Origin of the sequence: Bradyrhizobium sp. 930_D9_N1_4, from assembly GCF_052076015.1 — a bacterium.
Lineage (GTDB): Bacteria > Pseudomonadota > Alphaproteobacteria > Rhizobiales > Xanthobacteraceae > Bradyrhizobium.
This window is the reverse complement of record NZ_CP197236.1, coordinates 3,239,987-3,263,811: the sequence shown is the minus strand read 5'-3', so window position 1 is coordinate 3,263,811 and position 23,825 is coordinate 3,239,987. Positions and strand designations below refer to the sequence as shown.

The window sequence follows — 23,825 nt, the reverse complement described above, 5'->3', positions numbered from 1 at the left end:
GGCCGGCGGGCTGTTGCTCTTACTTCTTAAGCAGCGCGCACTTGCTCTCGGAGAGCGGCGTGAAAGCCTGATCACCCGGCACCGTGCCGACCAGCTTGTAGAAGTCCCACGGTCCCTTGGACTCGGAGGGCTTCTTCACCTCGAACAGATAGGCATTGTGAATGGTACGGCCGTTGGGCTGGATCTCGCCCTTGCCGAACAGATCGTCCTCCGTCGGCGTCGCCTTCATCTTCTCGACGACCTTGACGCCGTCATGAGGATTGCCGCCGAGCGCTTCCAGCGTCTTGAGATAGTGGCGCACGCCCGCATAGACACCCGCCTGCACCATGGTCGGCGGAGCGCTGTTCTTCATCTTGTCGGCGAAGCGCTTGGAGAAGGCGCGGGTCTTGTCGTCCATGTCCCAGTAGAAGGTCTCGGTGAAGTTGAGGCCCTGCGCGGTCTCGAGGCCGATCGCCTTGACGTCGGTGAGGAACAGCAGCAGCGCCGCCAGCTTCTGGCCGCCCTTGACGATGCCGAACTCGGCCGCCTGCTTGATCGAATTGGTGGTGTCGCCGCCGGCGTTGGCAAGGCCGATGATCTTGGCCTTGGACGCCTGCGCCTGGAGCAGGAAGGACGAGAAGTCCGGCGTGTTGAGCGGATGCTTGACCCCGCCGACCACCTTGCCGCCGTTGGCCGTGACCACGGCCGTGGTGTCGCGCTCGAGCGCCGCACCGAAGGCATAGTCCGCGGTCAGGAAGTACCAGCTGTCGCCACCGGCCTTCACCAGCGCCTGCCCCGTGGTGTGCGCCAGCATGTAGGTGTCGTAGGTCCAGTGCACGGTGTTGGGCGAGCACTGCGCGTTGGTCAGGTCCGAGGTCGCCGCGCCCGAATTGATGTAGACGCCGTTCTTTTCCTTGATGACGTTGTTGACCGCGAGCGCCACGCCGGAGTTCGGCACGTCGACGATGACGTCGACCTTGTCGACGTCGAACCACTGACGCGCGATCGCGGTGCCGATATCGGGCTTGTTCTGGTGGTCGCCGGAGATGATGTCGATCTTCCAGCCCTTCGCAGCCAGACCGGAATCCTCGACGGCCATCTGGGCGGCGAGCGTCGAGCCGGGACCGCCGAGGTCGGCATAGAGGCCCGACTGATCGGACAGCGCACCGATCTTGACGGTCTTGTCCTGCGCGAAGGCTACGCCAACCGTGGTGACGGCCAACGCCGTGCCGAGCAGAAACGACGCAATCGACTTTTTCATGTGACTTCCCTCGTGAATTTTCTCGTCGAAGTTTGACGCTTGGCCGCCTTAGACGCCGAGATAGGTGTGGAGCTTGTCCATGTTGGCGGCAAGCTCCGAATTGGAAAATCCGTCAATGATCTTGCCGTGTTCGACCACGTAATAACGGTCGGCGACGGTCGATGCGAAGCGGAAATTCTGCTCGACGAGGAGGATCGTAAAACCCTCCTTCTTGAGCCGCGCGATGGTGTGGCCGATCTGCTGGATGATGACCGGTGCCAGACCTTCGGTCGGCTCGTCCAGCATCAGGAAGCTCGCGCCGGTGCGCAGGATGCGCGCGATCGCCAGCATCTGCTGCTCGCCGCCGGAAAGCTTGGTGCCCTGGCTGTTGAGCCGTTCCTTCAGATTCGGAAACAGGTCGAAGATCTGCTCGAGCGGCAATCCGCCAGGGCGAACCACCGGCGGCAGCAGCAAATTCTCCCGCACGTCGAGACTGGAGAAAATTCCGCGTTCCTCGGGACAGAACGCGATGCCCATCCGCGCGATCCTGTCGGAGGTCGTGCGGATGATGTCCTGGTTGTTGAACTTCACCGAGCCGGTCCGCTTGCCGATGATGCCCATGATCGACTTCAGCGTGGTCGTCTTGCCGGCGCCGTTGCGCCCGAGCAAGGTGACGACCTCGCCCGCGTTCACGTCGAAATTGATCCCGTGCAGGATGTGCGACTCGCCGTACCAGGCTTCCAGGTTGCGAACCTGAAGGATGTTGCCGCCGGTTCCAGTCTCGGCGGGAGCGTCCGCAGTTGCAGTCTCAACCATGACCGGCTCCCAGATAGGCTTCCTTGACGCGCTCGTCCTTGGTGAGCTCGCTGTAATGGCCCTGCGCCAGCACCTGCCCGCGCGTCAGCACGGTGATGATGTCGGAGAGATTGGCCACGACGCTGAGATTATGCTCGACCATCAGGATGGTGTATTTCGCCGAGATGCGCTTGATCAGCGCCGCAATCTTGTCGATGTCCTCGTGACCCATGCCGGCCATCGGCTCGTCCAGCAGCATCATCTCGGGGTCGAGCGCAAGCGTGGTTGCGATCTCTAGTGCGCGCTTGCGACCGTAGGGCATCTCGACCGCAGGCGTGTTCGCAAACTCACTGAGGCCGACATCGTTCAGCAGTTCTCGCGCGCGATCGTTGAACTGGTTCAGCACCGTCTTGGAGCGCCAGAAGTCGAAGGAGCTGCCGTGCTGGCGCTGAAGCGCGACACGCACGTTCTCCAGCGCGGTGAGATGCGGAAATACCGCCGAGATCTGGAATGAACGGACGAGGCCCAAGCGGGCCACGTCGGCCGGCGCCATCGCGGTGATGTCCTGGCCCTTGTACAGGATTTTTCCGGCGGACGGTTTGAGGAACTTGGTCAGAAGATTGAAGCACGTCGTCTTGCCAGCCCCGTTCGGGCCGATCAACGCGTGAATGCTCCCACGGCGAACCTTGAGCGCAACGTCGCGGACGGCGAAGAAGCCCGCGAACTCCTTGGTCAAGCCTTCCGTTTCGAGAATGAACTCATCGGCCAAACAGATTTCCCCCTGCCCGCGAAATGCGCGTGGCTGTCTTTAGTTTACTTCGGCTTTCCGGGGGCCTTGGAGCCTGTCCCGGAACGCCGCCTCCGGGCGCGGAATATGCCGGAGGTGACGGGGGTTAGGCAAGGCGGAAAGCTGAGCAGGTCAGGCCTCTGGCCGGGAGACTTATGCTCCCTTAGTCGGAGGTGTTTTGATGTCGCCTGCCCGGCCTCCGGTTCACAAAGCACCGGTCATCAAGGCGTCGTTAACGGTCTTTCGTTCCGCGCGCCAGCCTTCATAGAAAATTTTCCCGCAACATGGATCATGCGCGGGATTTTATACGTCGGGAATATTGCCTTGAGCATTGTCTTGGATTTCGCAAGCGCCGCTCCCTCCGCCGTCAAGTCGATCAGGCAGCGTGATCTCCTGAACACGTGGCTGCGACTCTATGCACGCGAGCAGATTGCACCGGCGATCTGGGAGTATCAGCCCGCGCGTCTCGAGGAGGAGCTGTCCGATCTGATCTATTATACGGTCGACGGTTCTGCACCGACGCCGCGCCTCACCATTCAGAGCGAAGGCACGCGCATCTCGCGCGCCTATGGACATACCGGCAAGGGCGTTCTGCTCGACGACTATATCGGGCCGAAGCTCGCGCCGTTCGTGATGCCGATCTATCATGAATGCGTGGCGCGCGGACTTCCTGTCTACAGCGTTGCCGACGTCGACGACATCTACGGCCGCGTGGTTGCCTATGAACGGCTGCTTCTGCCGTTCCAGACCGAGGGCAAAGTCTGTCACGTCATCGCGTCGCTGAAGACGTTCTGCGAGGACGGCGGCTTCGAGATCAAGAATCTGATGCGCGGAAATGACGCGCTGCCGCGTCCGAAACTGCGCGCGGTGATCGATCGCGACCTGTTTCACCGCGCCCCCGGCCGCATCGCCGCGGCCGACGTGGTCGAATTTGCCGAACAGCCCGGCGTCACCACCGAGATCGTCGAGCTGAACTAACAGGCGCCGACCTATTTGGTCCTGACGTCCTTGGCATAGACGTCCGGCTTGAAGCCGACCAGCAGCTTGCTGCCGGCTTCCAGAACGGGCCGCTTGATCATAGATGGTTGCGCTAGCATCAGCGCCAGCGCCTTCTTTTCCGTGAGGCCTTCCTTGTCCGCGTCAGGCAGCTTCCTGAAGGTCGTGCCGGCGCGATTGAGCAGCGTCTCCCAGCCGACCTTGTCGCTCCATTGCTTGAGCTTGTCCTTCTCGACGCCCGCCGTCTTGTAATCGTGAAACTCGTAAGCCACGCCATTTGTGTCGAGCCAGGCGCGCGCCTTCTTCATGGTGTCGCAGTTCTTGATGCCGTAGATGATATTGGGCAAGACCAGTTCCTCGCGCATGCGTGCTGCTTCGACCGCGGCGTTGTACGAAACTCCTGATCGCGCGACAATATTGCGAACGAAGCCAGCCCCCGAACGGACACATCATGCACGTCACCCACGATTCTGCCGCGGCGGCCTCGCCGACCATCGACTTCAACAGTTTCCTCGCAGTCGACATCCGCGTCGGCACCATCGTCGACGCAAAGCCGTTCCCGGAGGCACGCAAGCCGGCCTTTCGGCTGTGGATCGACTTCGGGCCCGCGATCGGCGTGCGCAAGAGTTCGGCGCAGATCACCGAGAACCATCCGCTCGAGACGCTGGTGGGACAACAGGTCGCGGCCGTCGTCAATTTCCCGCCGCGCCAGATCGGACCTGTCGTCTCCGAGGTGCTGACGCTCGGCTTTCCCGATGCCGACGGCAAGGTCGTGCTGGTGCAGCCGAGCAAACCGGTGCCGAACGGCGGCCGGCTGTTTTAGCGGCGCGTGATTGAGAGTGTGCCGTCACCTGAACCATGGCCTCGCGACGGCGTAATCCTCCTGTTTTCCGGCCCCAAGTGACCCGCACTTGACCCAACTGGCATTTGATATTAAAAATGACTGACTGATCGTTTTTTATTCCATTCGGCTGATCTGAGTGTTGGCTGCGCCAGCGGGTAAAACGATAGATCAGTCAGTTATTTAGGTCGGCCAAAATGCCCAAGATCAGCGACAAGCAGCGCGAAAGCCGGCGGCAGCAGATCCTTGAAGCGGCCCTCGCCTGTTTCTCGGACAACGGTTTTCACCAGACCGGCATGGCCGACATCGTCAAGCGATCAGGGCTGAGCCACGGCGCGGTCTATCTCTACTTCCAGAGCAAGGACGATCTGATCGAGGCGCTCGCCGACGACCGGCACCGGCGCGAGGCGGTGCTCAACTCGGTCGCGCAAGGATCTGGCGATCCGATCGAAGGACTGCACGCCCTGGTCCGCGTCTACGCGCAATGGCTTGCCGATCCCACAGGCGAAGCGCGCCGTCGCGTCGGAATCCATGGTTGGGCTGAAGCGCTGCGCAACCGTCGCGTCCGCACCAGCGTCGTCGAAGGCATCGACATGCCGCGCGCCTTGATCGTGGCGCTGGTCGAGCGCGGCCAGCATGCCGGCCTGATCAAGTCCGACCTCGGAGCCGACGCGATCGCTCGCGTGCTGATCGCGATCTTCCAGGGCTTCGTGCTGCAAAAATGCTGGGGCGAGGATTTCGACGTCGAGGCCAGCATGGCGGCCGTGGCCGGCGTGATCGAGGGATTTCGCACCAGGCCCGACGTCAAGCGACGAACCAGGACGTAACCCATGCCCTGGATTCACGATCTCCTCGCTGGCGCCGTCGTCGGCCTGGTCGGCGGCCTGACATCGGGCTTCATGGGAACGAGCCCGGGCGGCGGCCTCGTCATCTTCACCGTGCTGCTGCTCGGTGCGGAGCAGCACGTCGCGCAAGGAACCTCGCTGATCACGCAGGTCCCGCCGACGGGCCTTGCCGGCGTACGCCGCTACTGGCAGAGCGGCAATCGCAGCCCGTTGCCATGGATCGCCTGGATCGGCATCGGATTTCTCATCGGCGGCGCGGGCGGCGGCTATGCCGCGGCCGCAGTCTCCGACTCCGTCCTGCAATGGACCTATGTCGGCTATCTCGTCGCGCTGATCGCCCTCCTGATCCTGCGCCGCGACCGCAACGACGGGAGCGCCGAGGACAGCGACCGCGATGACATCCCGTGGCTGCCTCTGCTCCTCATCGGCATGCTTGCCGGATTTTCCTCGGGCTTCATGGGCATCGGCGGCGGCCTTGCGATCACCGTCGGCCTCGCCGCGGGGCTGCGCGTGCCGCAACACCAGGCGCAGCTCGTCAGCCTCATCTTCTCGGTGATCCCGACCAACATTCCCGCAGCCTGGATCTATTGGAGCAAGGGCCTCATGGTCGGCTGGCCGGCCATCCTCGGCATCGTCGCCGGCCTCTGGATCGGCACAGATCTGGGCGCACGCATGGCCAATGGCGTCAGCAAAGCGGTGCTGCGCCGGGCCATGATCGCGCTCGTCTCGCTGATGGCGCTCTACATGACCTGCAAGGCGCTGAGCTAGTTTTCAGGGCCGCTTCGGAATGTTGAGCCCGCTCTGCACGGCCGGCCGTGCAAGCCCGCGTTCGAGCCAGGCCGCCACCGACTTGAACTGGCTGAATTCGACGAGATCGCCGGCGCCGTAGAAGCCGATCAGGTTGCGTACCCAGCCGAGCATGGAGATGTCGGCGATGGTGTAGTCGTCATCCATGAACCATTGCCGGCCCGCGAGATGCGCCTCCATCACGCCCAGCAGACGCCTGGACTCGCCCACGTAGCGCTCGAGCGGACGCTTGTCCTCAAAATCCTTGCCGGCGAATTTGTGGAAGAAGCCAACCTGGCCGAACATCGGCCCGATGCCGCCCATCTGGAAATGCACCCACGCGAGCGTCTGGTAGCGGCGCGCGGCATCTTGGGGCAAAAGCTTGCCGGTCTTTTCCGCGAGATATTGCAGGATCGCGCCGGACTCGAACAAGGGCAACGGCCTGCCGCCGGGACCGTTGGGATCGAGGATCGCCGGGATCTTGCCGTTCGGATTGAGCGAGAGGAATTCGCCCGTCTTCTGATCGTCCTTGCCGAAATCGACGAGGTGGACCTCGTAAGGCAGCCCGATCTCCTCCAGCATGATCGAAACCTTGACGCCGTTCGGCGTCGGCAGCGAATAGAGCTGAAGCAATTCCGGATGCTTGGCGGGCCAGCGCCTGGTGATGGCAAAGGAGGACAGATCGGACATCGGGACCCCGGGCTTCGTTTGTGAGCGTCCGCCTAATTTAGGCAAGCCACAGAACGACGCAAGGTTGAGCGATCAGCTGGATCACAATGGCCGCAACACCTGGCTCGTGGCATGGGCCGCATCGCGCTGTGCGCGCTGCTCGATGAAGAGCTGCCCGGTGACGAGCAGCGCCCCGGTGAAGACGAGCGCGAGCATCGCGGTCGCGAATTGACTGACATCATTCATCACACGAGCTTCCCTGTCATATGTTCGAACGGGGAACGCGGGCCGACCAGCGGCAGTTCCTGCATGCTTCAAATAAATTGCCACTTTTTCCCGATCTGAGGCTGGCCCCTCCCTCAATAGTTGATTTCCATCTGCAAGCCGTGTGGATCGACCTCCTCCCCGCCGACACGCTGCGTGCTGTCGCGCGCCGCCACGGCGCAGGCACAGGCGTCAATGAGATCATCACGGCCGATGCCGGTGCCGTGCCGCAGCGTCAGCCATTTCGGCAAGCGCGTGAAGCCGCATTGCGTCAGCAATGCGAGACGCTGCTCGCGACCTGGCTCGGTTGTCTTCCTCGCAAGCGGGACTTGTCCGGCGAGATTCCAGAAGATCAACTCCGGATGTGCTTCGCCGATCGTCGCCTGCCGCGCCGGTGTCATGATCTCGTCGACGTCCCTGATCTTGTCCCTGATATTCCAGAGCTGCGCCGACACGCCCCTGCCCTTGCCTTCGTGCTCCCAATAATGGCGATTGGCGCTCGCCATGTCCGGAAACGTCCAGAGGTCGCGGCGCGCGCCGAGAAACACGGCGGGGCCGACCAGCTCACGTGCGCGCAGGTCGCAGATACGATAGCCGCTCGGCTTCAATCCAATCGGCATGTCGATCATCGCGCGCGCGTGCGGCATCGCGAGCAAGCGCATCAGGCCCGGCGAATAGTCGAAGCCTTGATCGCCGCGCTCGTCGATCCAGGCGGCGACCCAGCCGAAGCGAAATCCGTCGAGGCCGAGATAGTTTGGCACGTCATGCGTCCGTCATTTTTCAATCTTCACACGCGCGTCGCTTGACATCCGCAAGTTGCAGGGGTATTTCCCGCGCCCTCACGAACACTTCCGTTCGCGACAGACATCATGAACCGAGCAATGCCGCACCGCTACGCAATCCTGGTCCGCCCGTCGAATGACCTACGGTCAATCGATCGCGCACGCTCGGCTCATGGGAGAGGTCTTGCCTGATAGCAAGACCAAAAGTCCAGGTATCACGGACCCTCCCGAGCCAAACGCTCCGGAGGGTTTTTTGTTGACCGAAGTAATACGTCAAGCAGGACACACGACCATGCGACGATCCGATCCCTACATGGACCGCGCCCGCGAGCTCTGCCTCGCCGCCGGCGTCGATCCCGACTCGCGCGTCGGCGAAGGACGCGGCCAGCCGGCCTGGTGCCTATACAAGGACGCCGCGCGCGAGGAGCATCTGGCACGCGAGGCCGATGCGACCGCGAGCGCGATCGCCCAGCTCCGTCCACAGGATGCCCGCTTCCAGAATGCGCCGCTGAAGATCTTCGGTCCGCACGAGGACGCGACGGTGGCGCAGATGCGCAACTGCATGGCGGTCGGCAATGTCGTGTCCGGCGTGATCTGCGCAGACGGCCATCTCGGTTACGCCCAGCCAGTCGGCGGGGTCATCGCCTATGAGAAGCAGATCAGCATCTCCGGCGTCGGCTTCGACATCGGCTGCGGCAACATGGCCGCACGGCTCGACACGCGCTTCGACGACATCGCGGCGATTGTTCCGACGATCATCCGCGACGTCGCCAAGGTGATCTCGTTCGGCGTTGGCCGCGCCAACGCCGAGCGAGCCGAGCACGACCTGTTCGACGACGGCGATGCCTGGCGCGAGAGCGACATGGAGGCCTACCGTCAGAAGGCGGTGGCGCAGCTCGGCACGGTCGGGTCGGGCAACCACTATGTCGATCTCATGCGTGACGAGGAAGGCTTTGTCTGGATCGGCGTCCACTTCGGAAGCCGCGGCCTCGGGCATACGTCCGCGACGCGTTACCTCAAGGCCGCCGGCGGCAAGGACGGCATGAACGTCCCGCCCGCCGTGGTCGACGAGGACTCCGAGCTCGGCCGCCGCTACATCGCGGCGATGCAGCTCGCCGGGCGTTATGCCTATGCGGGCCGCGAGTGGGTCGTCGAACGCGTCCGCCAGATCATCGGCGGCAGCGTGACCGAGAGCGTGCACAACCACCACAACTACGCCTGGCGTGAGACCCACGACGGGCGTGATCTGTGGGTGGTGCGCAAGGGCGCGACACCGGCGTTTCCCGGCCAGAAGGGATTCGTCGGTGGCTCGATGGGCGACGACGCCGTCATTCTCAAGGGCGTCGACAGTCCGGAGGCCAAGGCGTCGCTCTACTCGACCGTGCACGGCGCCGGCCGCCTGTTCGGGCGCAATGAGGCGAAACGGCGCTTCTCGCGCGCGGAGATGGACCGCTGGCTCAACGAGCGTGGCGTCACCTTGATCGGTGCCGACCTCGACGAGAGCCCGATGGCCTATCGCCGCTTGCCCGACGTGCTGGCGCAGCACGCCGGCACCGTGCGGGTGTTGCACACGCTGCGGCCGTTCGCCGTCGCCATGGCCGGCGACGGCGAGTTCGATCCGTGGAAGGACTGACGCAAACAGCAGGCGGGAGGTGATGCCTCCCGCCTGCATCATCTATGTTTCTCCCTTACTTCGGTTTTGCTCGAACAGGCGTTGCGCCAGCAGCGCGTGGCCAAGCGTGCCGCCCGCGCGCACGGCAGCCGCGATCAACGCTGCTTCCGCGACTTCCTCGCGCGTGGCGCCGGCTTTCGCCGCCTGCGCCGTATGTACGTCGAGGCAATAGGCGCATTGCGTGGTGAGGGCGACCGCGAGCGAGATCAGCTCGCGATATTTCGGCGGGATCAATCCGTCTTTGCGCTCGACCGCATGGTTGAAGGCAAGGAACGCGTTGGCCTCGACGGGCGCGAGTGCGATGAGAGCCGGGACAGACTTCAGGTCGTCAGGCTTTTGATATTCGCTCATGGTCTACCTCGTCAGATATTCGCGCATCAGAGCGCGGGCGCGATGCAGGCGTGCCTTCACGGTCTGCCGCGTCGCGCCGAGAGCGTCCGCGATTTCATCGATCGTCATTTCCTTGACGTCGCGCATCAGCGCGACATCGCGATAGTGTGGCGGCAGCGCCTCGAAGGCTGCGGCCACGTCGAGCCGCAGATCGGTTTCCGGGCGCGACAGCAGCAGCACCTCCGCCTCGCCGTCGTCGATCGCAGGCGTGAGGCCAGCCTTGCGGGCAAGCCGCAAGCATTCCCGGCGAACCACGCTGAACAGCCAACCCGAGATCGCCAGCAACGAACGAATCGTCCCGACATGACGGAACAGGATCCAGAGTGCCTCCTGCGTCGCATCCTCGACATCCGCCGAGCTGCGGCAGGTCGCGCGGGCGTAACGGCGAATGTCCGGCTGCGCCGTCTCGAGCAGCGCGGCGATCGCCCTGACATCGCCGAGCCGTGCCGCCTCGAACAGGTTTGGCGAGATCGCAGCCGCACTCACGACACGCCCCCTCGGCCGATCCCGGCCATCGCACACATCGGGCAATAGCCGACCAGCCCCGTCAGCGCGAAGCTGGCGCCGCCGAACGCCACCAGCCACGCCGTGGCGCCGGTGAGATAAACGAGCGCCGCGATCGCCACCGCTACCCCAGCGGCCATCCGCACCGCCTGATGCAGGCCGCCGATGTTCTTCCTGTAAAATGCCATCACGTCCTCCGAGATGAGCCGAGGCGAACTGCCTCGACCATCAAGAGGAAGCGACGGCCGGAAAGGATTCGCGGCCGCCGACAATTTTTTCGCGATCAGCCTCCAACGGCCTGATAGGCCAGACGCTTGAACTCGAAGAAGAACGGGTTCCAGAAGCCCATATGGCGCTGGGCCATCAGCACGCCCGCGGTATTGGCCTGCGGGCAGATCCACCAATGCGTGCCGGCAAGGCCGCCCCACTGGAATTCGCCGGTCGAGTTCGGCGGATCGAATGGCGTCGGCGCGAAGGTGACCGCGCCGCCGAGGCCAAAGCCCTTGCCGGGGATCGGCCCCAGATTGGCGAAGCGGATGGTCTGGCCCGCGGGCAGCTGGTTCGTCATCATCTGCCGCAGCGTGTCGGGCTTGAGCAGCGTATCCGAGCCGGGGAGCAGCGCGCGCACCAGCGCGAGCATGTCGGGCAAGGTCGACACCAGGCCGCCGCCGCCGGACAGCCGCGGGAATTGTCGCCGATAGGCCTGCGGGTAAGGCAGATTGTCTGCGCGCGTCAGGCCCGGCTTCATCGGATCGAGCACGTCGGCGCCGGTATAGAGCGCAACCAGCCTGCCCTGCTGCGCTTCCGGCACGTGGAAGCCGGTATCGGTCATGCCGAGCGGATCGAAGATGCGCGCCTTGAAAAAGGCATCGAGCGGCTTGCCCGAGACGACCTCCACGACGCGACCCAGGACATCGGTCGCGACGGAATATTCCCACGACGTCCCTGGATGATAGGACAGCGGCAGATTGGCCAGCTGGTCGATCATGTCGGTCAGCGGCGTCAGCGGGTTGAGCACGCCCGCCGCGTTGTAACCTTTGAACAGCACCGAGCCGGGATCGAAAATGCCGTAGCTGAGGCCGGATGTGTGGGTCAGGAGCTGACGGATCGTGATCGGGCTATTGGCCGGCTCGACGTCGGCAAGGCTTGCCGCGCCCTGCTTCAGCACCTCGCGATTGCCGAGCTGCGGCAGGAATTTCTCGACCGGATCATCGAGCCCGATACGACCTTCCTCCGCCAGCAGCATGATCGAGCAGGTGACGAATATCTTGGTGTTGGAATAGGCACGAAAGATGTGGTCGGGCCGCAGCGCCGTCTTCGCCTCGCGGTCGGCGAAACCGACGCATTGCTGGTCGACGACGTCGCGGCCGCGCAGTACGGCCCAGGAAACGCCGGGAATGATCTCCTGATCGACGTAACGCTGCATCGCCGTCCGCGCAGCGGAAAAATCAAAGGTTCTGGCGTCCATGTGTTTCCCCCCATTCTGGTTGGGATGGATATAGCGCGCTTTCGCCGGATATGAAGCCCGTCCGATCGACCCTCATGCCTTCATGAACGCAGTGACATGCAGGCGGCGACGGATCTTCATCCCCTGCCGCTCGTACAGCGCGATGGCAGAATTGTTGCTCGAAAACACGTGCAGGAACGGAATTTCGCCGCGCGCTTCGATCCGGCGGGCGACCGCGGCGAGCAGCGCCTGCGCATATCCGCGCCCGCGATAGTTCGGATGGACGCAGACGGCCGTCATCTCGACAAACTTTCCGGGCTTCATCCGCTCGCCCGTCATCGCGACCAGCTCACCGCCGGCGCGGATGCCGAGGAACGTGCCGAGCTGATGCGTCCGCGCGGCGAACGGACCCGGCTTGGTCAGCTCCGTCAGCGCCATCATGGCGGGCACATCGGCGGCGCCCAACGTGACGATCTCGGCATCGCGCAGCGGACTGTCGGCGGGCGAGCCGATCATCTGCTCGCCGGTCTCGGCGATCACCACCTTGAAGCCGTCGGGAACGACGACCGGCTCCGGCGTGAACAGCGCCGCGACCTGCGAGCCCGACATGAGATCTCCGAGCGCCGCAAAACTGGCCGCGGACATGTCGGCCATATCGGCGAACGGCGTCATGTCCACGGGATAGCGCAGCGCCCGCGGGCCGCCCTCCGCGAGATGCCTTTGGCTCGTTGTCAGCGCGCTCCAGATCGGACGATCGAGCAGCGCCACATCGCTCTCGGACACCGGCCTAGTCCTTGTCGAAGCTAACGATGACGGCAGCATTGGCGATGAGGATGGGATCGTTGGCCACTTCCGTGGCCGACGGGATCTCCAGCCCTCCCTTGACTGCGGTGACAGTCACGGTGCCGTAAGGCAGCTCCTTCGCAACGGCTTCCTTGTCAACAGCTTCCGGATTGGGCACGGCGATCGTGACATCGACGAACATGTCGTTCGCGGTCTTGTCGATCATCCGGAAGAAGCCGAGGCTCGAGTGTCTGATGGCATCCGACACCGCCCGCTTCGCCGCCTTGGTGGCGTCTCTGCCATGGACATCGACGCCCATGCCCATCTCGGTGATACAACGAACGCGAGCCATGATTTATTCCTGTGGTTGGTTTGGACTACGTTGATGCAGGTTGTTACCGGATTTTGGCTGATCAGCATACTCCGTCATTGCGAGGAGCGAAGCGACGAAGCAATCCAGACTGCTTCCGCGGAACGACTCTGGATTGCTTCGCTGCGCTCGCAATGACGACCGTGGCGAAGGCATCGATCGATCACGCCTTTGCCTTCTCATGCGCCCGCAGCTCGTCCACGAGCACCCGCACATTCTCCGAATAGTCGATCGGGATCACGACCAGATGCACGCCACCTTCCTTGAAGGCCGCATCCAGCGTCGGGCCAAAGCTGTCGATATCCGCAATGCGATGTCCCTTCGCGCCATAGGCTTTGGCGTAGAGCACAAAATCGGGATTGCCAAAGGTCATGCCGTAATCGGCGAAATGATCGACGGCCTGCTTCCAGCGGATCATGCCGTAGGCGTTGTCCTCCAGCACCAGCACGACCAGGTTGAGCTTGAGGCGGACGGCCGTCTCCATCTCCTGGCTGTTCATCATGAAGCCGCCGTCGCCGGCGACCGCGAGCACGCGGCGGTCGGGATAGAGCATCGCGGCCATCATCGCCGACGGCAGGCCTGCGCCCATCGTCGCCAGCGCATTGTCGAGCAGCAGCGTGTTGGCGACACGGGTTCGATAGTTGCGCGCGAACCAGATCTTGTACATGCCGTTGTCGAGCGCGACGATGCCATTCTCGGGGATCACCTGGCGGATGTCGTGCACGATGCGCTGCGGCGTCGGCGGCCAGCGCGCTTCGGTGGCGCGGTCGGCGATGTGCCTGAGGATTTCCTCGCGCAACGGCAACAGCGCCGCCGCCTGCGGCAGCTTGCCCTCGAGCCGGTCTGCCAGAAGCTCCAGGCTCGGGCCGACGTCGCCGACGACCTCGGCATCGGGAAAATACACCAGCTCGACGCTCGCTGTGGTGTAGCTGACGTGAATCACCTTCGGCCCAGACGGCCCCATGATAAAGGGCGGCTTCTCGATGGGGTCGTGGCCGATCGCCACGATCAGATCGGCCGCGTCGATCGCGTCATGCACATAGTCCCGCTCGGACAGCGCCGCCGTGCCCATGTAGAGATTGGTGCCGCCGGGCACCGTGCCCTTTCCCATCTGCGTCGTGAAGAAAGGAACGCCGGTCCGGCGCACGAAGCTCGCAATGCCGTGGGTCGAACTCGGCCGGCTGGTCGCAGCCCCCATCATCACCAACGGACGCTTTGCGGCCAAAATCATCTCGGCGGCGCGGTCAAGCGCGGTACGGTGGGCGACCGGAATTTCGATCGGGTGGACCGGAATCACGGGGGTCGCAGGTACTTCGTCGCCCGCGATGTCCTCGGGCAGCTCGAGATGCACCGGCCCCGGCCGCTCCTCCATCGCCACGCGGAACGCGTCGCGCACCACGGTCGGGATGCTGGAGGCACTGACGATCTGCCGCGAAAGCTTCGTCAGCGGCTTCATGGTCGCGACCACGTCGACGATCTGGAACCGCGCCTGCCGGCTGCTCATGATTGGCTTCTGGCCGGTGATCAGGATCATCGGCATCGCGCCGAGATGCGCATATGCGGCGCCGGTTGACAGGTTGAGCGCGCCTGGGCCGAGCGTGGACAGACAAACGCCGGGCTTGCCGGTCAGCCGTCCATGCGTGGCAGCCATGAAGGCTGCGGCCTGCTCGTGGCGGGTCAGGACCAGCTCGATCCTGGAGGTGCGAAGCGATTCGACGAGGTCGAGATTTTCCTCGCCGGGCACGCCGAAGATGCGGTCGACGCCTTCGTTCTCCAGCGCGGCGACAAACAGGTCCGATCCTTTGACTTTGTGGTCCTGCCCGCTCATGTCGCCTCCGGATCGCTGCTGGCTCCCGTGTTCCAGGAGCGGGCGTATGGTAGCGGCTCGCGGCACGGGCACAACTCACAAAGCGGCGTGCGGCGGCATCAACCCCGTCATTGCGAACGCAGGCACAGTAGTCCCGGATTTCGCTTCACTCCGAGCTACGGCTGACGCCCCCACCCCACCCGGGGTGGAGCGCGAAACGGCCGAGGCGGCTCTACTCGGCGGCTTCGCTGTGAGGAACGCCCTGCTCGACTTCGAGCTGGAGAATGTCATTGAAGCGGTTGAAGGCTCCGCACAGCGCAATCCGCCAGGTCAGCTCGACGATCTCCGCTTCCGAGAAATGAGCACGCAGGCGCGCGAAGATCTCGTCGCGGGTTTTGTTCCAGGTGTTGGTAACGGCAATGGAATATTCGACGACGAGCTTGTCGAGCTCATCGAGCTCGGGATGATCCTTGTAGTCGACGAGACGCGCGGCGCCCTGTTCCGTCACGCCCTGCACCGCGAGCTTGGGCGCGTGGTGCGAGACGCAGTAATCGCATTTGTTGAGCAAGGAGACCGTGACCAGCGCAAGCTCGAGATGGCGCTTCGAGATCGTGCCCTCGCTCGCGAGGTCGACCAGCAGCGACCACATGTGCTTGAAGATTGGCAGCCGATGCGCCATGACACCGGCCTGGTTCTCGAACGCACCGTAGGTCGTCATCTTGTCCCACAGCGGTCTCAGCGTCTCCGGCAAATCGTCCCTGGTCCTGATCGAAACGCGCGACATGGCCATTCATCCCTCGTTGGAATACGCATGCTGCCATAAAGGCCCGCCCTGCGTCTCGGTCGCGATCGCATGACACCCAAGACATTCGAAACCCGCTGCCTGCGCCTGCCCGCCGCCACCAAGGTCGTGCAGTGGGAAGGCACGTCCGTGTTCAAGGTCGGCGGCAAGATGTTCGCGATCGGTGGCGGCTTTGCAGCAGGTTCCGGCGGCTACATGTTCAAGGTCTCGGACATGGCTTACGGAATGCTGATCGAGCACGGCCTCGCGCGGCCGGCGCCCTATCTGGCACGCGCCAAATGGGTGCAGCTCGTCGGCAACGATGCCCTGCCGGATGCCGAGCTCGGAGCCTATCTGGCGCAGGCCCACGCGTTGATCGTTGCAAAGCTCACACGCAAATCGCGCAAGGCGCTGGAGCTGGAGTGAAAGGCGTCGGCGCACCGTGCTCGATTGACACGCCGACATATCTGACTAAAGTCAGCTATATGCTTGACCCCGTCTCACGCGTCCGCCGCTTCAACCGTGCCGTCACGTCCGCCGTCGGCGCGCTCGATACCTCGTTTCTCGGCCGCGGCCGACCACTCGGTGCCGCGCGCGTGCTCAATGCGATCGGGCACGGACGTTCGGACGTGGCCGAGATCCGCGACTATCTGGGCCTCGATTCCGGGTTGATGAGCCGGTTGCTCCGCAGCCTCGAGGACGAAGGCGTGGTGGAGACGACCGCGCATGCGGACGATGCGCGCCGCCGCGTCGCAAAGCTGACGCGCGCGGGCCGGCGCGAATTCGCCGCCTATGAAGCGCTGTCCAATACGCAGGCCGAGGGCTTCCTGATGCAGCATTCGCAGCGAGAGGCGCTGCTGGCGGCGATGGACCTGATCGCCTCGGCGCTGACGCGCGAGCGCGTTGGGCTCGCCGACATGGATCCGCAGAGCGAGGAGGCCCGCTATTGCCTCGGCGAGTACTATGCCGAGCTCGGCCGCCGCTTCAAACAGGGCTTTGACGTTTCGCTTTCGAAAGACCCGGATGCCAAGGATATGCGCCGCCCGCGCGGCACCTTCATCGTCGCGATGTCGGACACGCTGCCGATCGGCTGTGTGGGCCTGAAGGGAACCGATCACGGCTATGCCGAGATCAAGCGGCTCTGGGTCGCCCCCGCCGCGCGCGGATTGCGGCTCGGCCGGCGCCTGATGGACGCGACCGAGGACGCCGCACGCGGGCTCGGCATCGCCCTGCTGCGGCTCGATACCAACAGCGCGCTGCCCGAAGCCGGCCAGCTCTATCGCACCACCGGCTGGCGCGAGATCCCGCGCTTCAACGACGATCCCTATCCGGATTTGTTCTTCGAAAAGCGATTGTGAGCGGAGCCCACTGCCCCTCCTCCGCGTTATCGTCGAAGCCATGGGAACTTCGACATGACCAGAGACGACCTTGCCGGCATCTACCACGATTACATCGCCTGCCTGAACCGGCAGGACTGGCCGGCACTCGGGCGGTTCGTGCATGATAACGTCGCCCACAATACGCGGCCGCTCCGGCTGTCAGGCTATCGCGCCATGCTGGAGCAGGATTTTCGCGAGATTCCGGATCTGCGGTTCAACGTCGAGATGCTGATCGCCGATCCGCCCAATATTGCGGCGCGGCTGACATTCGATTGCACGCCGGTCGGGACGTTTCTGGGACTCGCCGTGAACGGCAGGCGCGTGTCCTTTTGCGAAAACGTGTTCTACGAATTTCGCGAGGACAAAATCTGGCAGGTGTGGTCGGTGATCGACAAGGCGGCGATCGAAGCGCAGCTCTGAGGCTGCGCCTCGATCGGCCCGCTCACGCCGCCACGGGCGCCGCCGCGCCTTGCGACTTCGCGAACGGGCGGAACGTCATCGCCATCAGGAACGCGCCCAGGCCCATCGCCCAGGAGGCGATGTAGAGCCAGGCGTAGCTGGAGAACGCGTCGTAAATCAGCCCGCCGGCGAGCGGGCCGGTCGCCATGCCGAGGCTGCCGGCCATCGCGGTGCCGCCGATCACCGTGCCCATCATCCGAAGCGGAAAATTTTCGCGGATCAGCACGGCATAGAGCGGCATGGTGCCGGCGTAGATGAAGCCGAACACGGCGCCGACGGCGTAGAACGTCGCGAGGTGATTTGCGAAGACATAGGCGAGCGCGCCGAACGCCTGGAGCAAGAGACCCGAGACCAGCACGCGCTTGGCGCCGAAGCGATCACCCATCAAGCCGAAGGCGATACGGCCGCCGAGGCCGGCAAAGCCCTCGATGCTGTAGATCGTCACCGCCGCGACCAGCGGGATGCCGCAGCTCAAGGCGTAGCTGACGGTATGAATGATCGGGCCGGAATGGGTGGCGCAGCAGAAGAAATTGGTGGCGAGCAGGATCAGGAATTGCGGCGAGCGCAGCGCCTCGCTCATCGACATTTCGTTCTGCCCGGCGCCCTCGCCCATCGGTGCCGCCACAGCCTGCGCAAGCGCGGGCGGACGGCGCACCAGGAACGAGACCGGGATCATGATCGCGCCGACCACCAGCGACACGATCTGCATCGACGTGCGCCAGTCGTGGCCGGAGACGAGCCAGGCCGCGAGCGGCGCCATCGTCATCGGCGCCATGCCCATGCCGGCCGACACCAGCGACACGGCAAGACTGCGATGCGTATCGAACCAGCCGGTGACCGTCGCCATCATCGGCGCGAAGATCGCGGCGCAGGAGGCGCCGGTCAGCAAGCCGAACACGATCTGGAACACCAGCAGTGAGGTCGCATGGCTCGCCGCGAACAGGCTCAGCGACAGCACGATCGACCCCGTCAGCACCACCGGCAACGGCCCGAACCTGTCCGACGCCGTGCCCCAGGCCATGCTGGTGAAGGCCATCGCCAGAAAGCCGATCGTCATCGCGCTGGAGATCCCCGTCACCGACCAGCCGGTGTCCTTGGCGATCGGCTGCAGGAACACCGGCAGCGAGAACATGCCGCCGATCGCGACGCAGCCGAGCAAGCCGCCCGCGGCGACGATCACCCAGCGATAGGAGGAAGCGTTCATTGTGGTCTCCCGTCAGATCTGTCTGGGTAGAAGACGAATGGGAACGGCGCGGGCAGACATCGCCGTCGCAGATTTTTGTGCTCTTGTTCCCGGTTACCCGGCGACGTCTTGACCTTCGATCAGGGATCGCGAATGTGCAATTCGATCAGGCGTTTCGCAAGGCTCATGGCAACGACATTGAACACCTCCTCCAAAAGAACGACAGGCCATGTCTTCATCGCGACCAGCGTCGATGGCTTCATTGCCCGGCCGGATGGCGACATCGACTGGCTGACGGGATACGCCGCCACCGGCGAGGACACCGGCTACGACGCGTTCATGGCAACGATCGACGGGCTGGTGATGGGCCGCGCGACGTTCGAGAAGGTGCTCTCGTTCGACAGCTGGCCATTCAGCAAGCCCGTCATCGTCATGAGCCGAACCTTGTCACAAGGTGACGTGCGCGCCGGCCTCGACGGCAAGGTCCGGATCTCGTCGCTGGCGCCCCGGCGCCTGATGGAAGCACTCGCCGTCGAGGGCTGGCGGCGCGCCTATGTCGATGGCGGACAGGTGATCCAGTCGTTCCTGCAAGACAAGCTGATCAGCGACCTCGTGCTGACGCGCGTTCCGGTGCTGCTTGGCGAGGGTCTCCCGCTGTTTGGACGGCTGACGACCGATCTGCCGCTCCGGCATGTGGAAACGACGACGTTCGCCTCGGGGCTGGTCCAGAGCAGATACGAGCTCGACTAATCGCGCTAAAACAAATTTCGATCGGAACACTCACATGCCCAAGATCGACATCGCCGCTGTCCCGGCCCGCAAGGGCTCCGGCTATCCCGCCCCTTTCGCCGGCCCTTGTGCCGAGCGCATTCGGCAGCGGCTCGGCAATGCCGGTGGCCTCTCCGATTTCGGCGTCAACCTGATGCACCTGCCGCCCGGCAGCTGGTCGAGCCAGCGGCACTGGCATTCGCATGAGGACGAGTTCGTCTACGTGCTCGAAGGCGAAGTGGTGCTGATCGAGGACGAATGCGAAACCGTGCTGCGCGCCGGCGACTGCGCCGCCTTTCCGAAGGGCAGCGGCAACGGCCACCACATGATCAACCGGTCGGAGGCGATGGCCATCTATCTCGAAATCGGCGCGCGTGCGCCCGAGGACCTGACGACCTGCTCCGATATCGACATGATGAGCGCGAACTCCGATGGCCGGTTCGTGCACAAGGACGGCACGCCCTATCCGGACTAGTTCGCCAGCTCCTGCTTCCCGATCCAGTCGTTGATCAGCTTCGCGACATCATCCGAGTTGCGGTCCATCATCAGCATGTGGGTGTTGCCCTTGAGGCCCATCTCCGGCAGCTCGAACGTATCGACCTTGCCGCCCGCGGTCGCGATCGCCTGGCCCCATTTGGTCGGGTTGACCACGAGCTTCGACCACACCGGGACCTTGTCGAGGAAATCGCCCCACACGATCAGATGCGGCACGCCCTTGAGCTTTGCCGCATCGGCCTTCGCCGGATCGGGCGCGCCTGACGGCTCGACGGTGATCAGCGCCTTCACCTTGTCGGGCGCATTCAGCGCCGCCGTGAAGCCGAAATTGCCGCCCTGGCTGTGGACCAGGACGATGCACGGGCACACCTTCTGCACCAGTGCGTCATAGGCCCTTTGCGTGGCGGCGTCGTTCGTGGCCCAGCGTGGAATGCCCTGCTTGGCAAACTGGTCGAACGCCTCGATCGGGAATTGCTCGCCCTCGAACACCTCGCGCTTGCCGCCGACCTCGTAAGCAGGCCCGATCCGGAACAGCTCCCACGCTTCCTTCTTCGGCCGAAAGAACGGCTCGCTCTTGAAGATCTCGGGGTAGCGCGCCCAGGAGGCCCGGCCGCGCTCGACCGCATCGGAGACGTAGACGTCATAGCCGGCATTGAGGAAGAACTGCTGCCAGCCCGGCTTGCCGTCCGGCTTGGTCTCCCACGTCACGCCGGAGAGACCGCCGCCATGCCAAAGCAGCAGCGGCAGTTTCGATTTCGGTGCGGCCTGCTTGACGAACTGAACGTACATCTGCTCGACCTCGAACTCGCCGTTCGGATCGACCTTGATCGGCGGCGCGCCGGGCGAGAACACGATCTCCTTCGACGGAAGCCCGCTCAGGGTCTCGGTGTGGCCGCCGACATGGAAGCTGCCGACCTCCTTGACGAGATAGTCGGCCGCAGCGGGCGTAGCCGCCGCGATGGTTGCGGCCAACGCAATTCCGATCGTGCGCATGAAGTTTTCCTCCGACTCTTGTTGTTGGCGGCATTGTCACCAACAACACCATCGAAAACAACCCCACGCGCAGCCGGCCGCCGCGCGATCAATGATGCGCGGCGGATCAGTTGCGATTATCCCGGAAGCGTCACCCATTACCCCAGCTAGCACGCTGACGCCATGCGCTGACGGTGAGCCACACCGCCGAAACCAGGAAGTAGATCGCGCCGACCGCGGCATAGCCCGTGACGGTCGCGATCGACGGAGACATCGGCGTCGTCGCCTGAAAGATGAAGAAGCCGCCGGCGAGCGCCGACTGGCCGCCGCTGAGCACCATGGCCCATTGCGCGCCGAAGCTCTTCCACCGCCGGATGGCTGTTCCGAGCTGAAGCAATCCCGACAGGATCGCCCAGGCACCGAATACACCGAGCACCCAGTTCATGCTCATCTGCAAGGCAAAGAGGACGGCGGCAGCGGTCACAAGGCTGACCACGACATTCAGCGCCTGCGTGCGATTCTGACCGAGCCCACCGCTGCGTAAGCCATCCACGAAGTTGGCCGCGGCGTCCCATGCGGGATAGAGGACGAGCAAGGCGCCGGCAATCGGCTGAGACGATGCGCCAACGGCGAACGCAGCAACGAACCACGCGATGGAGAACGCGGCGCGGACAAAGTAGTATTGCTTCAGCCATCGCTCGCGATCGGCCCGAACGAAATCCAGTTGATCATACGACATCGAAGTCTCTCCTTTACCTACTAGTTGGTAGTTTATGCGCACAACAGGGCGCACTCGCTGCGGATGGCCCGCGGGCGTGTCGTTATCGTCTCGCGATGTCTCTCAGTGTCTGGCCGACAACCGATCCAGCAGCGGGGCGGTGATCACGCCGAATATCTTGGGATCGCCATAGGCGCGCGCCGACAGCATCGCGCCGTGAACCGTCGCCATGAATCCCTCCGCCTCGACCTTCGCCGTGCCGGAGAGATGCAGCCGCCCCTTCCGTTTTCCCCGCTCCATCACCGATGTCAGCCAGGACGCCAGCGCGCGAAAGTGCGCGCGGACTTCCAGCGCCACCTCTTCCGGCAGGATCGGAAGCTCGCTGGCCAGCAGCGCGCAGACGCAGAAGGGCGCGGTCGCGTCATTGATGCACGTCTCCCAATAGGCGACGTAGCTTTTGAGCTGGTCACGCGGATCAGGGATGTTGCGTTCGAGCGCCGCCAGCCCCGCCTCCGCTTCCGCGCGGTAGCGCGACACGAGGGTGCGGACCAGATCGACCTTGCTGGCGAAATGGTGGTGGATGCTCGGCTTGCGGATGCCGACGACTTCGGCCACGTCGGCATAGCTGAAGCCGTTATAGCCGCCCGCGATGATCAGGCCGCGCGCGCAGGTCAGGATGTCGTCGGCGGTCGAGGAAACGTTGGTCATTGAGCTTAGCTACCTTCCAGTTGGTAGGCAGTCAAGAATGGGGTGCTTCAACGATCCGTGAGTGGTAGGAGCCCCCGCATGACCATTCGCCCGATCGTCCGTTACCCCGACCGCCGTCTGGCGACGCCCGCACGCCCCGTCACCGCCTTCGACGACGGCTTGCGCGAGCTCGCAGCCGATCTGCTCGACACCATGCGCGCCGCACCCGGCATCGGCATCACCGCGCCGCATATCGGCGTGCCCTTAAGGATCGTCGTGCTCGATCTCGACGCAAAGGTAGGCCCGCAGAGCTACGTCAATCCGGAGATCGAATGGGCCTCGCCCGAGATGATCCTGCACAAGGAAGGCAGCGTCTCGATGCCCGGGGTCAACGACGAGGTGCAGCGCCACGCGCGCGTGCGGATCAATTACCGGGATCTCGACGGCAACATGCACACTGAAGAATCCGACGGCTTGCGCGCCGTCTGCCACCAGCATGAGATCGACCAGCTCGACGGGATGTTCTGGATCCAGCGGCTGTCGCGGCTGAAGCGGGAGCGGCTGATCAAGAAATTCGAGAAGATGTCGCGGAGTTCGTAGGGCGATCCCGCGCGATACCAGCGAGATATTTTGCCGGCGGCTTGCCGAGAGCCTTCTTGAACATGGTGATGAAGGCCGCGACGGAGTCATAGCCGAGGTCCGCCGAAACCTGCTGCACGCTTGCGCCGGAGGTGAGCTCCCGAATGGCGACGATCAGGTGCAGTTGCTGCCGCCAGCGCCCGAAGCTGAGCCCCGTCTCCCTGACGATGAGACGCGCGAGGCTGCTCTCGCTCAGCGCAACGCGTCGGGCCCATTCGGCCAGCGTCCTGCGGTCGGAGGGATCTTCGGCGAGCGCTTTGGCAATCCGCTTCAATCGCGGCTCGGGCGAAAGCGGCAGATGCAACTGCTGAACCGGCATGCGGGGTAGTTCGCGCAGGAGCACTGTCGCCAGCAGATCCTCCCTCGCCTCGTCATTAGTGACCTGGTCGGACAAGTCGACGATCAATTCGCGCAGCAGCGGCGAGATCGACAATGTGCAGCATCGATCCGGCAGGTCGATCATGTCAGGCTCGATGTAGATGAAAAACAGCCGCGCATTGGCGGTCGCGAGGTTGCTGTGCTTCATGCCGCCCGGCACCCACACCGCGCAATGTGGCGGCACCATCCAGAGCCCGCCGGGAACGCGGCATGTGACGCCGCCGCCCAGTGCGAAGATCAGCTGACCCTTGCGGTGTTGATGATCCGGCACTTCCGCCCTGGTCCCGCTGACATCGACGCGCACGGCAATAACCGGCGCGGAGCGATCGTCGACATCGAGATTGGACCAGGGAAAGCGAAGGGGCTGCCGCATGCCTGACTGTTTTTAGTCATTGATTGGATGAATATC

The 23,825-nt window shown here is 63.9% G+C and carries 31 protein-coding genes; 11 read left to right on the top strand and 20 right to left on the bottom strand.

Annotation, left to right across the window (positions count from 1 at the left end):
- Window positions 1-19 precede the first annotated feature (19 nt).
- Genes AB7532_RS15030 through AB7532_RS15020 form a run of 3 tightly spaced genes read right to left on the bottom strand, consistent with a single transcriptional unit; the run spans window position 20 to window position 2,783 of the window.
- Complete coding sequence (locus AB7532_RS15030) at window positions 20-1,240, bottom strand: ABC transporter substrate-binding protein (RefSeq protein ID WP_441235552.1); 1,221 nt, start codon at window positions 1,238-1,240, stop codon at window positions 20-22.
- A 48-nt stretch (window positions 1,241-1,288) separates the two neighbouring features.
- Window positions 1,289-2,035, bottom strand: coding sequence for an ABC transporter ATP-binding protein (locus tag AB7532_RS15025; RefSeq protein WP_441235551.1), 747 nt, complete (start codon window positions 2,033-2,035; stop codon window positions 1,289-1,291).
- Window positions 2,028-2,783, bottom strand: coding sequence for an ABC transporter ATP-binding protein (locus AB7532_RS15020; RefSeq protein WP_441235550.1), 756 nt, complete (start codon window positions 2,781-2,783; stop codon window positions 2,028-2,030). The genes AB7532_RS15025 and AB7532_RS15020 overlap by 8 nt, the downstream gene beginning before the upstream one ends.
- A gap of 354 nt (window positions 2,784-3,137) precedes the next feature.
- Here AB7532_RS15020 and AB7532_RS15015 point away from each other — a divergent pair, with 354 nt between their 5' ends.
- Window positions 3,138-3,779: a hypothetical protein gene (locus AB7532_RS15015; RefSeq protein ID WP_441239282.1), complete on the top strand. Its 642-nt coding sequence runs from the start codon at window positions 3,138-3,140 to the stop codon at window positions 3,777-3,779.
- 11 nt (window positions 3,780-3,790) lie between these two features.
- Here the strand turns inward: AB7532_RS15015 and AB7532_RS15010 are convergent, their stop codons facing one another.
- Window positions 3,791-4,144: an ArsC family reductase gene (locus AB7532_RS15010; RefSeq protein WP_441235549.1), complete on the bottom strand. Its 354-nt coding sequence runs from the start codon at window positions 4,142-4,144 to the stop codon at window positions 3,791-3,793.
- A 104-nt stretch (window positions 4,145-4,248) separates the two neighbouring features.
- Here AB7532_RS15010 and AB7532_RS15005 point away from each other — a divergent pair, with 104 nt between their 5' ends.
- The 3 genes from AB7532_RS15005 to AB7532_RS14995 all read left to right on the top strand — a co-directional run bounded on the left by AB7532_RS15005 (window position 4,249) and on the right by AB7532_RS14995 (window position 6,251).
- Window positions 4,249-4,620: a tRNA-binding protein gene (locus AB7532_RS15005; RefSeq protein ID WP_441235548.1), complete on the top strand. Its 372-nt coding sequence runs from the start codon at window positions 4,249-4,251 to the stop codon at window positions 4,618-4,620.
- A gap of 215 nt (window positions 4,621-4,835) precedes the next feature.
- Window positions 4,836-5,465, top strand: a complete 630-nt coding sequence (locus AB7532_RS15000) for a TetR/AcrR family transcriptional regulator (RefSeq protein ID WP_441235547.1) — start codon at window positions 4,836-4,838, stop codon at window positions 5,463-5,465.
- Between the two features lie 3 nt (window positions 5,466-5,468).
- A complete protein-coding gene (locus AB7532_RS14995; protein ID WP_441235546.1) occupies window positions 5,469-6,251 on the top strand; it encodes a sulfite exporter TauE/SafE family protein in 783 nt (260 codons plus the stop codon).
- 3 nt (window positions 6,252-6,254) lie between these two features.
- Here AB7532_RS14995 and AB7532_RS14990 read toward each other — a convergent pair whose 3' ends face one another.
- The 3 genes from AB7532_RS14990 to AB7532_RS14980 form a co-directional block, all read right to left on the bottom strand.
- On the bottom strand, window positions 6,255-6,959 hold the full coding sequence (locus AB7532_RS14990) for a glutathione S-transferase family protein (RefSeq protein WP_441235545.1): 705 nt from the start codon (window positions 6,957-6,959) through the stop codon (window positions 6,255-6,257).
- A gap of 81 nt (window positions 6,960-7,040) precedes the next feature.
- A complete protein-coding gene (locus AB7532_RS14985; protein ID WP_441235544.1) occupies window positions 7,041-7,184 on the bottom strand; it encodes a hypothetical protein in 144 nt (47 codons plus the stop codon).
- Between the two features lie 113 nt (window positions 7,185-7,297).
- On the bottom strand, window positions 7,298-7,963 hold the full coding sequence (locus AB7532_RS14980) for a DUF429 domain-containing protein (protein ID WP_441235543.1): 666 nt from the start codon (window positions 7,961-7,963) through the stop codon (window positions 7,298-7,300).
- A 313-nt stretch (window positions 7,964-8,276) separates the two neighbouring features.
- Here AB7532_RS14980 and AB7532_RS14975 point away from each other — a divergent pair, with 313 nt between their 5' ends.
- Entirely contained in the window at window positions 8,277-9,617 is a 1,341-nt protein-coding gene (locus AB7532_RS14975) for an RtcB family protein (RefSeq protein WP_441235542.1), read from the top strand.
- 42 nt (window positions 9,618-9,659) lie between these two features.
- Here AB7532_RS14975 and AB7532_RS14970 read toward each other — a convergent pair whose 3' ends face one another.
- The 8 genes from AB7532_RS14970 to AB7532_RS14935 all read right to left on the bottom strand — a co-directional run bounded on the left by AB7532_RS14970 (window position 9,660) and on the right by AB7532_RS14935 (window position 15,741).
- The gene (locus AB7532_RS14970) at window positions 9,660-10,007 is read right to left on the bottom strand and encodes a carboxymuconolactone decarboxylase family protein (RefSeq protein ID WP_441235541.1); all 348 of its coding nucleotides are present in this window, start codon (window positions 10,005-10,007) and stop codon (window positions 9,660-9,662) included.
- Between the two features lie 3 nt (window positions 10,008-10,010).
- Window positions 10,011-10,532: an RNA polymerase sigma factor gene (locus AB7532_RS14965; protein ID WP_441235540.1), complete on the bottom strand. Its 522-nt coding sequence runs from the start codon at window positions 10,530-10,532 to the stop codon at window positions 10,011-10,013.
- Entirely contained in the window at window positions 10,529-10,738 is a 210-nt protein-coding gene (locus AB7532_RS14960) for a YgaP family membrane protein (protein WP_441235539.1), read from the bottom strand. Before AB7532_RS14960 ends, AB7532_RS14965 begins: the two co-directional genes overlap by 4 nt.
- A gap of 95 nt (window positions 10,739-10,833) precedes the next feature.
- Window positions 10,834-12,018: a serine hydrolase domain-containing protein gene (locus AB7532_RS14955; RefSeq protein ID WP_441235538.1), complete on the bottom strand. Its 1,185-nt coding sequence runs from the start codon at window positions 12,016-12,018 to the stop codon at window positions 10,834-10,836.
- 72 nt (window positions 12,019-12,090) lie between these two features.
- Entirely contained in the window at window positions 12,091-12,780 is a 690-nt protein-coding gene (locus AB7532_RS14950) for a GNAT family N-acetyltransferase (RefSeq protein ID WP_441235537.1), read from the bottom strand.
- A 4-nt stretch (window positions 12,781-12,784) separates the two neighbouring features.
- Entirely contained in the window at window positions 12,785-13,132 is a 348-nt protein-coding gene (locus tag AB7532_RS14945; RefSeq protein ID WP_441235536.1) for a Lin0512 family protein, read from the bottom strand.
- 181 nt (window positions 13,133-13,313) lie between these two features.
- The gene (locus AB7532_RS14940; RefSeq protein ID WP_441235535.1) at window positions 13,314-14,978 is read right to left on the bottom strand and encodes an acetolactate synthase large subunit; all 1,665 of its coding nucleotides are present in this window, start codon (window positions 14,976-14,978) and stop codon (window positions 13,314-13,316) included.
- A 211-nt stretch (window positions 14,979-15,189) separates the two neighbouring features.
- Entirely contained in the window at window positions 15,190-15,741 is a 552-nt protein-coding gene (locus AB7532_RS14935) for a carboxymuconolactone decarboxylase family protein (RefSeq protein ID WP_441235534.1), read from the bottom strand.
- A 69-nt stretch (window positions 15,742-15,810) separates the two neighbouring features.
- Between AB7532_RS14935 and AB7532_RS14930 the strand changes: the two genes are divergently transcribed.
- The 3 genes from AB7532_RS14930 to AB7532_RS14920 are packed head-to-tail and all read left to right on the top strand — an operon-like array spanning window position 15,811 to window position 17,537.
- A complete protein-coding gene (locus tag AB7532_RS14930; protein ID WP_441235533.1) occupies window positions 15,811-16,164 on the top strand; it encodes an MmcQ/YjbR family DNA-binding protein in 354 nt (117 codons plus the stop codon).
- Window positions 16,165-16,223: 59 nt separating this feature from the next.
- Window positions 16,224-17,096 carry a GNAT family N-acetyltransferase gene (locus AB7532_RS14925; protein WP_441235532.1) on the top strand — a complete coding sequence of 291 codons (873 nt, stop codon included), beginning with the start codon at window positions 16,224-16,226 and terminating at the stop codon, window positions 17,094-17,096.
- A gap of 54 nt (window positions 17,097-17,150) precedes the next feature.
- Complete coding sequence (locus AB7532_RS14920; RefSeq protein ID WP_441235531.1) at window positions 17,151-17,537, top strand: ester cyclase; 387 nt, start codon at window positions 17,151-17,153, stop codon at window positions 17,535-17,537.
- 22 nt (window positions 17,538-17,559) lie between these two features.
- Here the strand turns inward: AB7532_RS14920 and AB7532_RS14915 are convergent, their stop codons facing one another.
- Window positions 17,560-18,780: an MFS transporter gene (locus tag AB7532_RS14915; protein ID WP_441235530.1), complete on the bottom strand. Its 1,221-nt coding sequence runs from the start codon at window positions 18,778-18,780 to the stop codon at window positions 17,560-17,562.
- 165 nt (window positions 18,781-18,945) lie between these two features.
- On the opposite strand from AB7532_RS14915, the gene AB7532_RS14910 reads away from it, so the two are divergent.
- Both AB7532_RS14910 and AB7532_RS14905 read left to right on the top strand, forming a co-directional pair.
- Window positions 18,946-19,509: a dihydrofolate reductase family protein gene (locus tag AB7532_RS14910; RefSeq protein ID WP_441235529.1), complete on the top strand. Its 564-nt coding sequence runs from the start codon at window positions 18,946-18,948 to the stop codon at window positions 19,507-19,509.
- A gap of 34 nt (window positions 19,510-19,543) precedes the next feature.
- Complete coding sequence (locus tag AB7532_RS14905; RefSeq protein ID WP_441235528.1) at window positions 19,544-20,002, top strand: cupin domain-containing protein; 459 nt, start codon at window positions 19,544-19,546, stop codon at window positions 20,000-20,002.
- On the opposite strand, the gene AB7532_RS14900 is transcribed toward AB7532_RS14905, so the two are convergent.
- The 3 genes from AB7532_RS14900 to AB7532_RS14890 form a co-directional block, all read right to left on the bottom strand.
- Complete coding sequence (locus AB7532_RS14900) at window positions 19,999-21,015, bottom strand: esterase (protein WP_441235527.1); 1,017 nt, start codon at window positions 21,013-21,015, stop codon at window positions 19,999-20,001. The genes AB7532_RS14905 and AB7532_RS14900 overlap by 4 nt on opposite strands.
- A gap of 130 nt (window positions 21,016-21,145) precedes the next feature.
- The gene (locus AB7532_RS14895; RefSeq protein WP_441235526.1) at window positions 21,146-21,733 is read right to left on the bottom strand and encodes a DUF308 domain-containing protein; all 588 of its coding nucleotides are present in this window, start codon (window positions 21,731-21,733) and stop codon (window positions 21,146-21,148) included.
- A gap of 102 nt (window positions 21,734-21,835) precedes the next feature.
- Window positions 21,836-22,420, bottom strand: coding sequence for a TetR/AcrR family transcriptional regulator (locus AB7532_RS14890; RefSeq protein ID WP_441235525.1), 585 nt, complete (start codon window positions 22,418-22,420; stop codon window positions 21,836-21,838).
- A gap of 78 nt (window positions 22,421-22,498) precedes the next feature.
- On the opposite strand from AB7532_RS14890, the gene AB7532_RS14885 reads away from it, so the two are divergent.
- On the top strand, window positions 22,499-22,999 hold the full coding sequence (locus tag AB7532_RS14885) for a peptide deformylase (protein ID WP_441235524.1): 501 nt from the start codon (window positions 22,499-22,501) through the stop codon (window positions 22,997-22,999).
- On the opposite strand, the gene AB7532_RS14880 is transcribed toward AB7532_RS14885, so the two are convergent.
- Window positions 22,965-23,789, bottom strand: coding sequence for an AraC family transcriptional regulator (locus AB7532_RS14880; RefSeq protein WP_441235523.1), 825 nt, complete (start codon window positions 23,787-23,789; stop codon window positions 22,965-22,967). The two genes, AB7532_RS14885 and AB7532_RS14880, sit on opposite strands and share 35 nt — an antisense overlap.
- Window positions 23,790-23,825 lie beyond the last annotated feature (36 nt).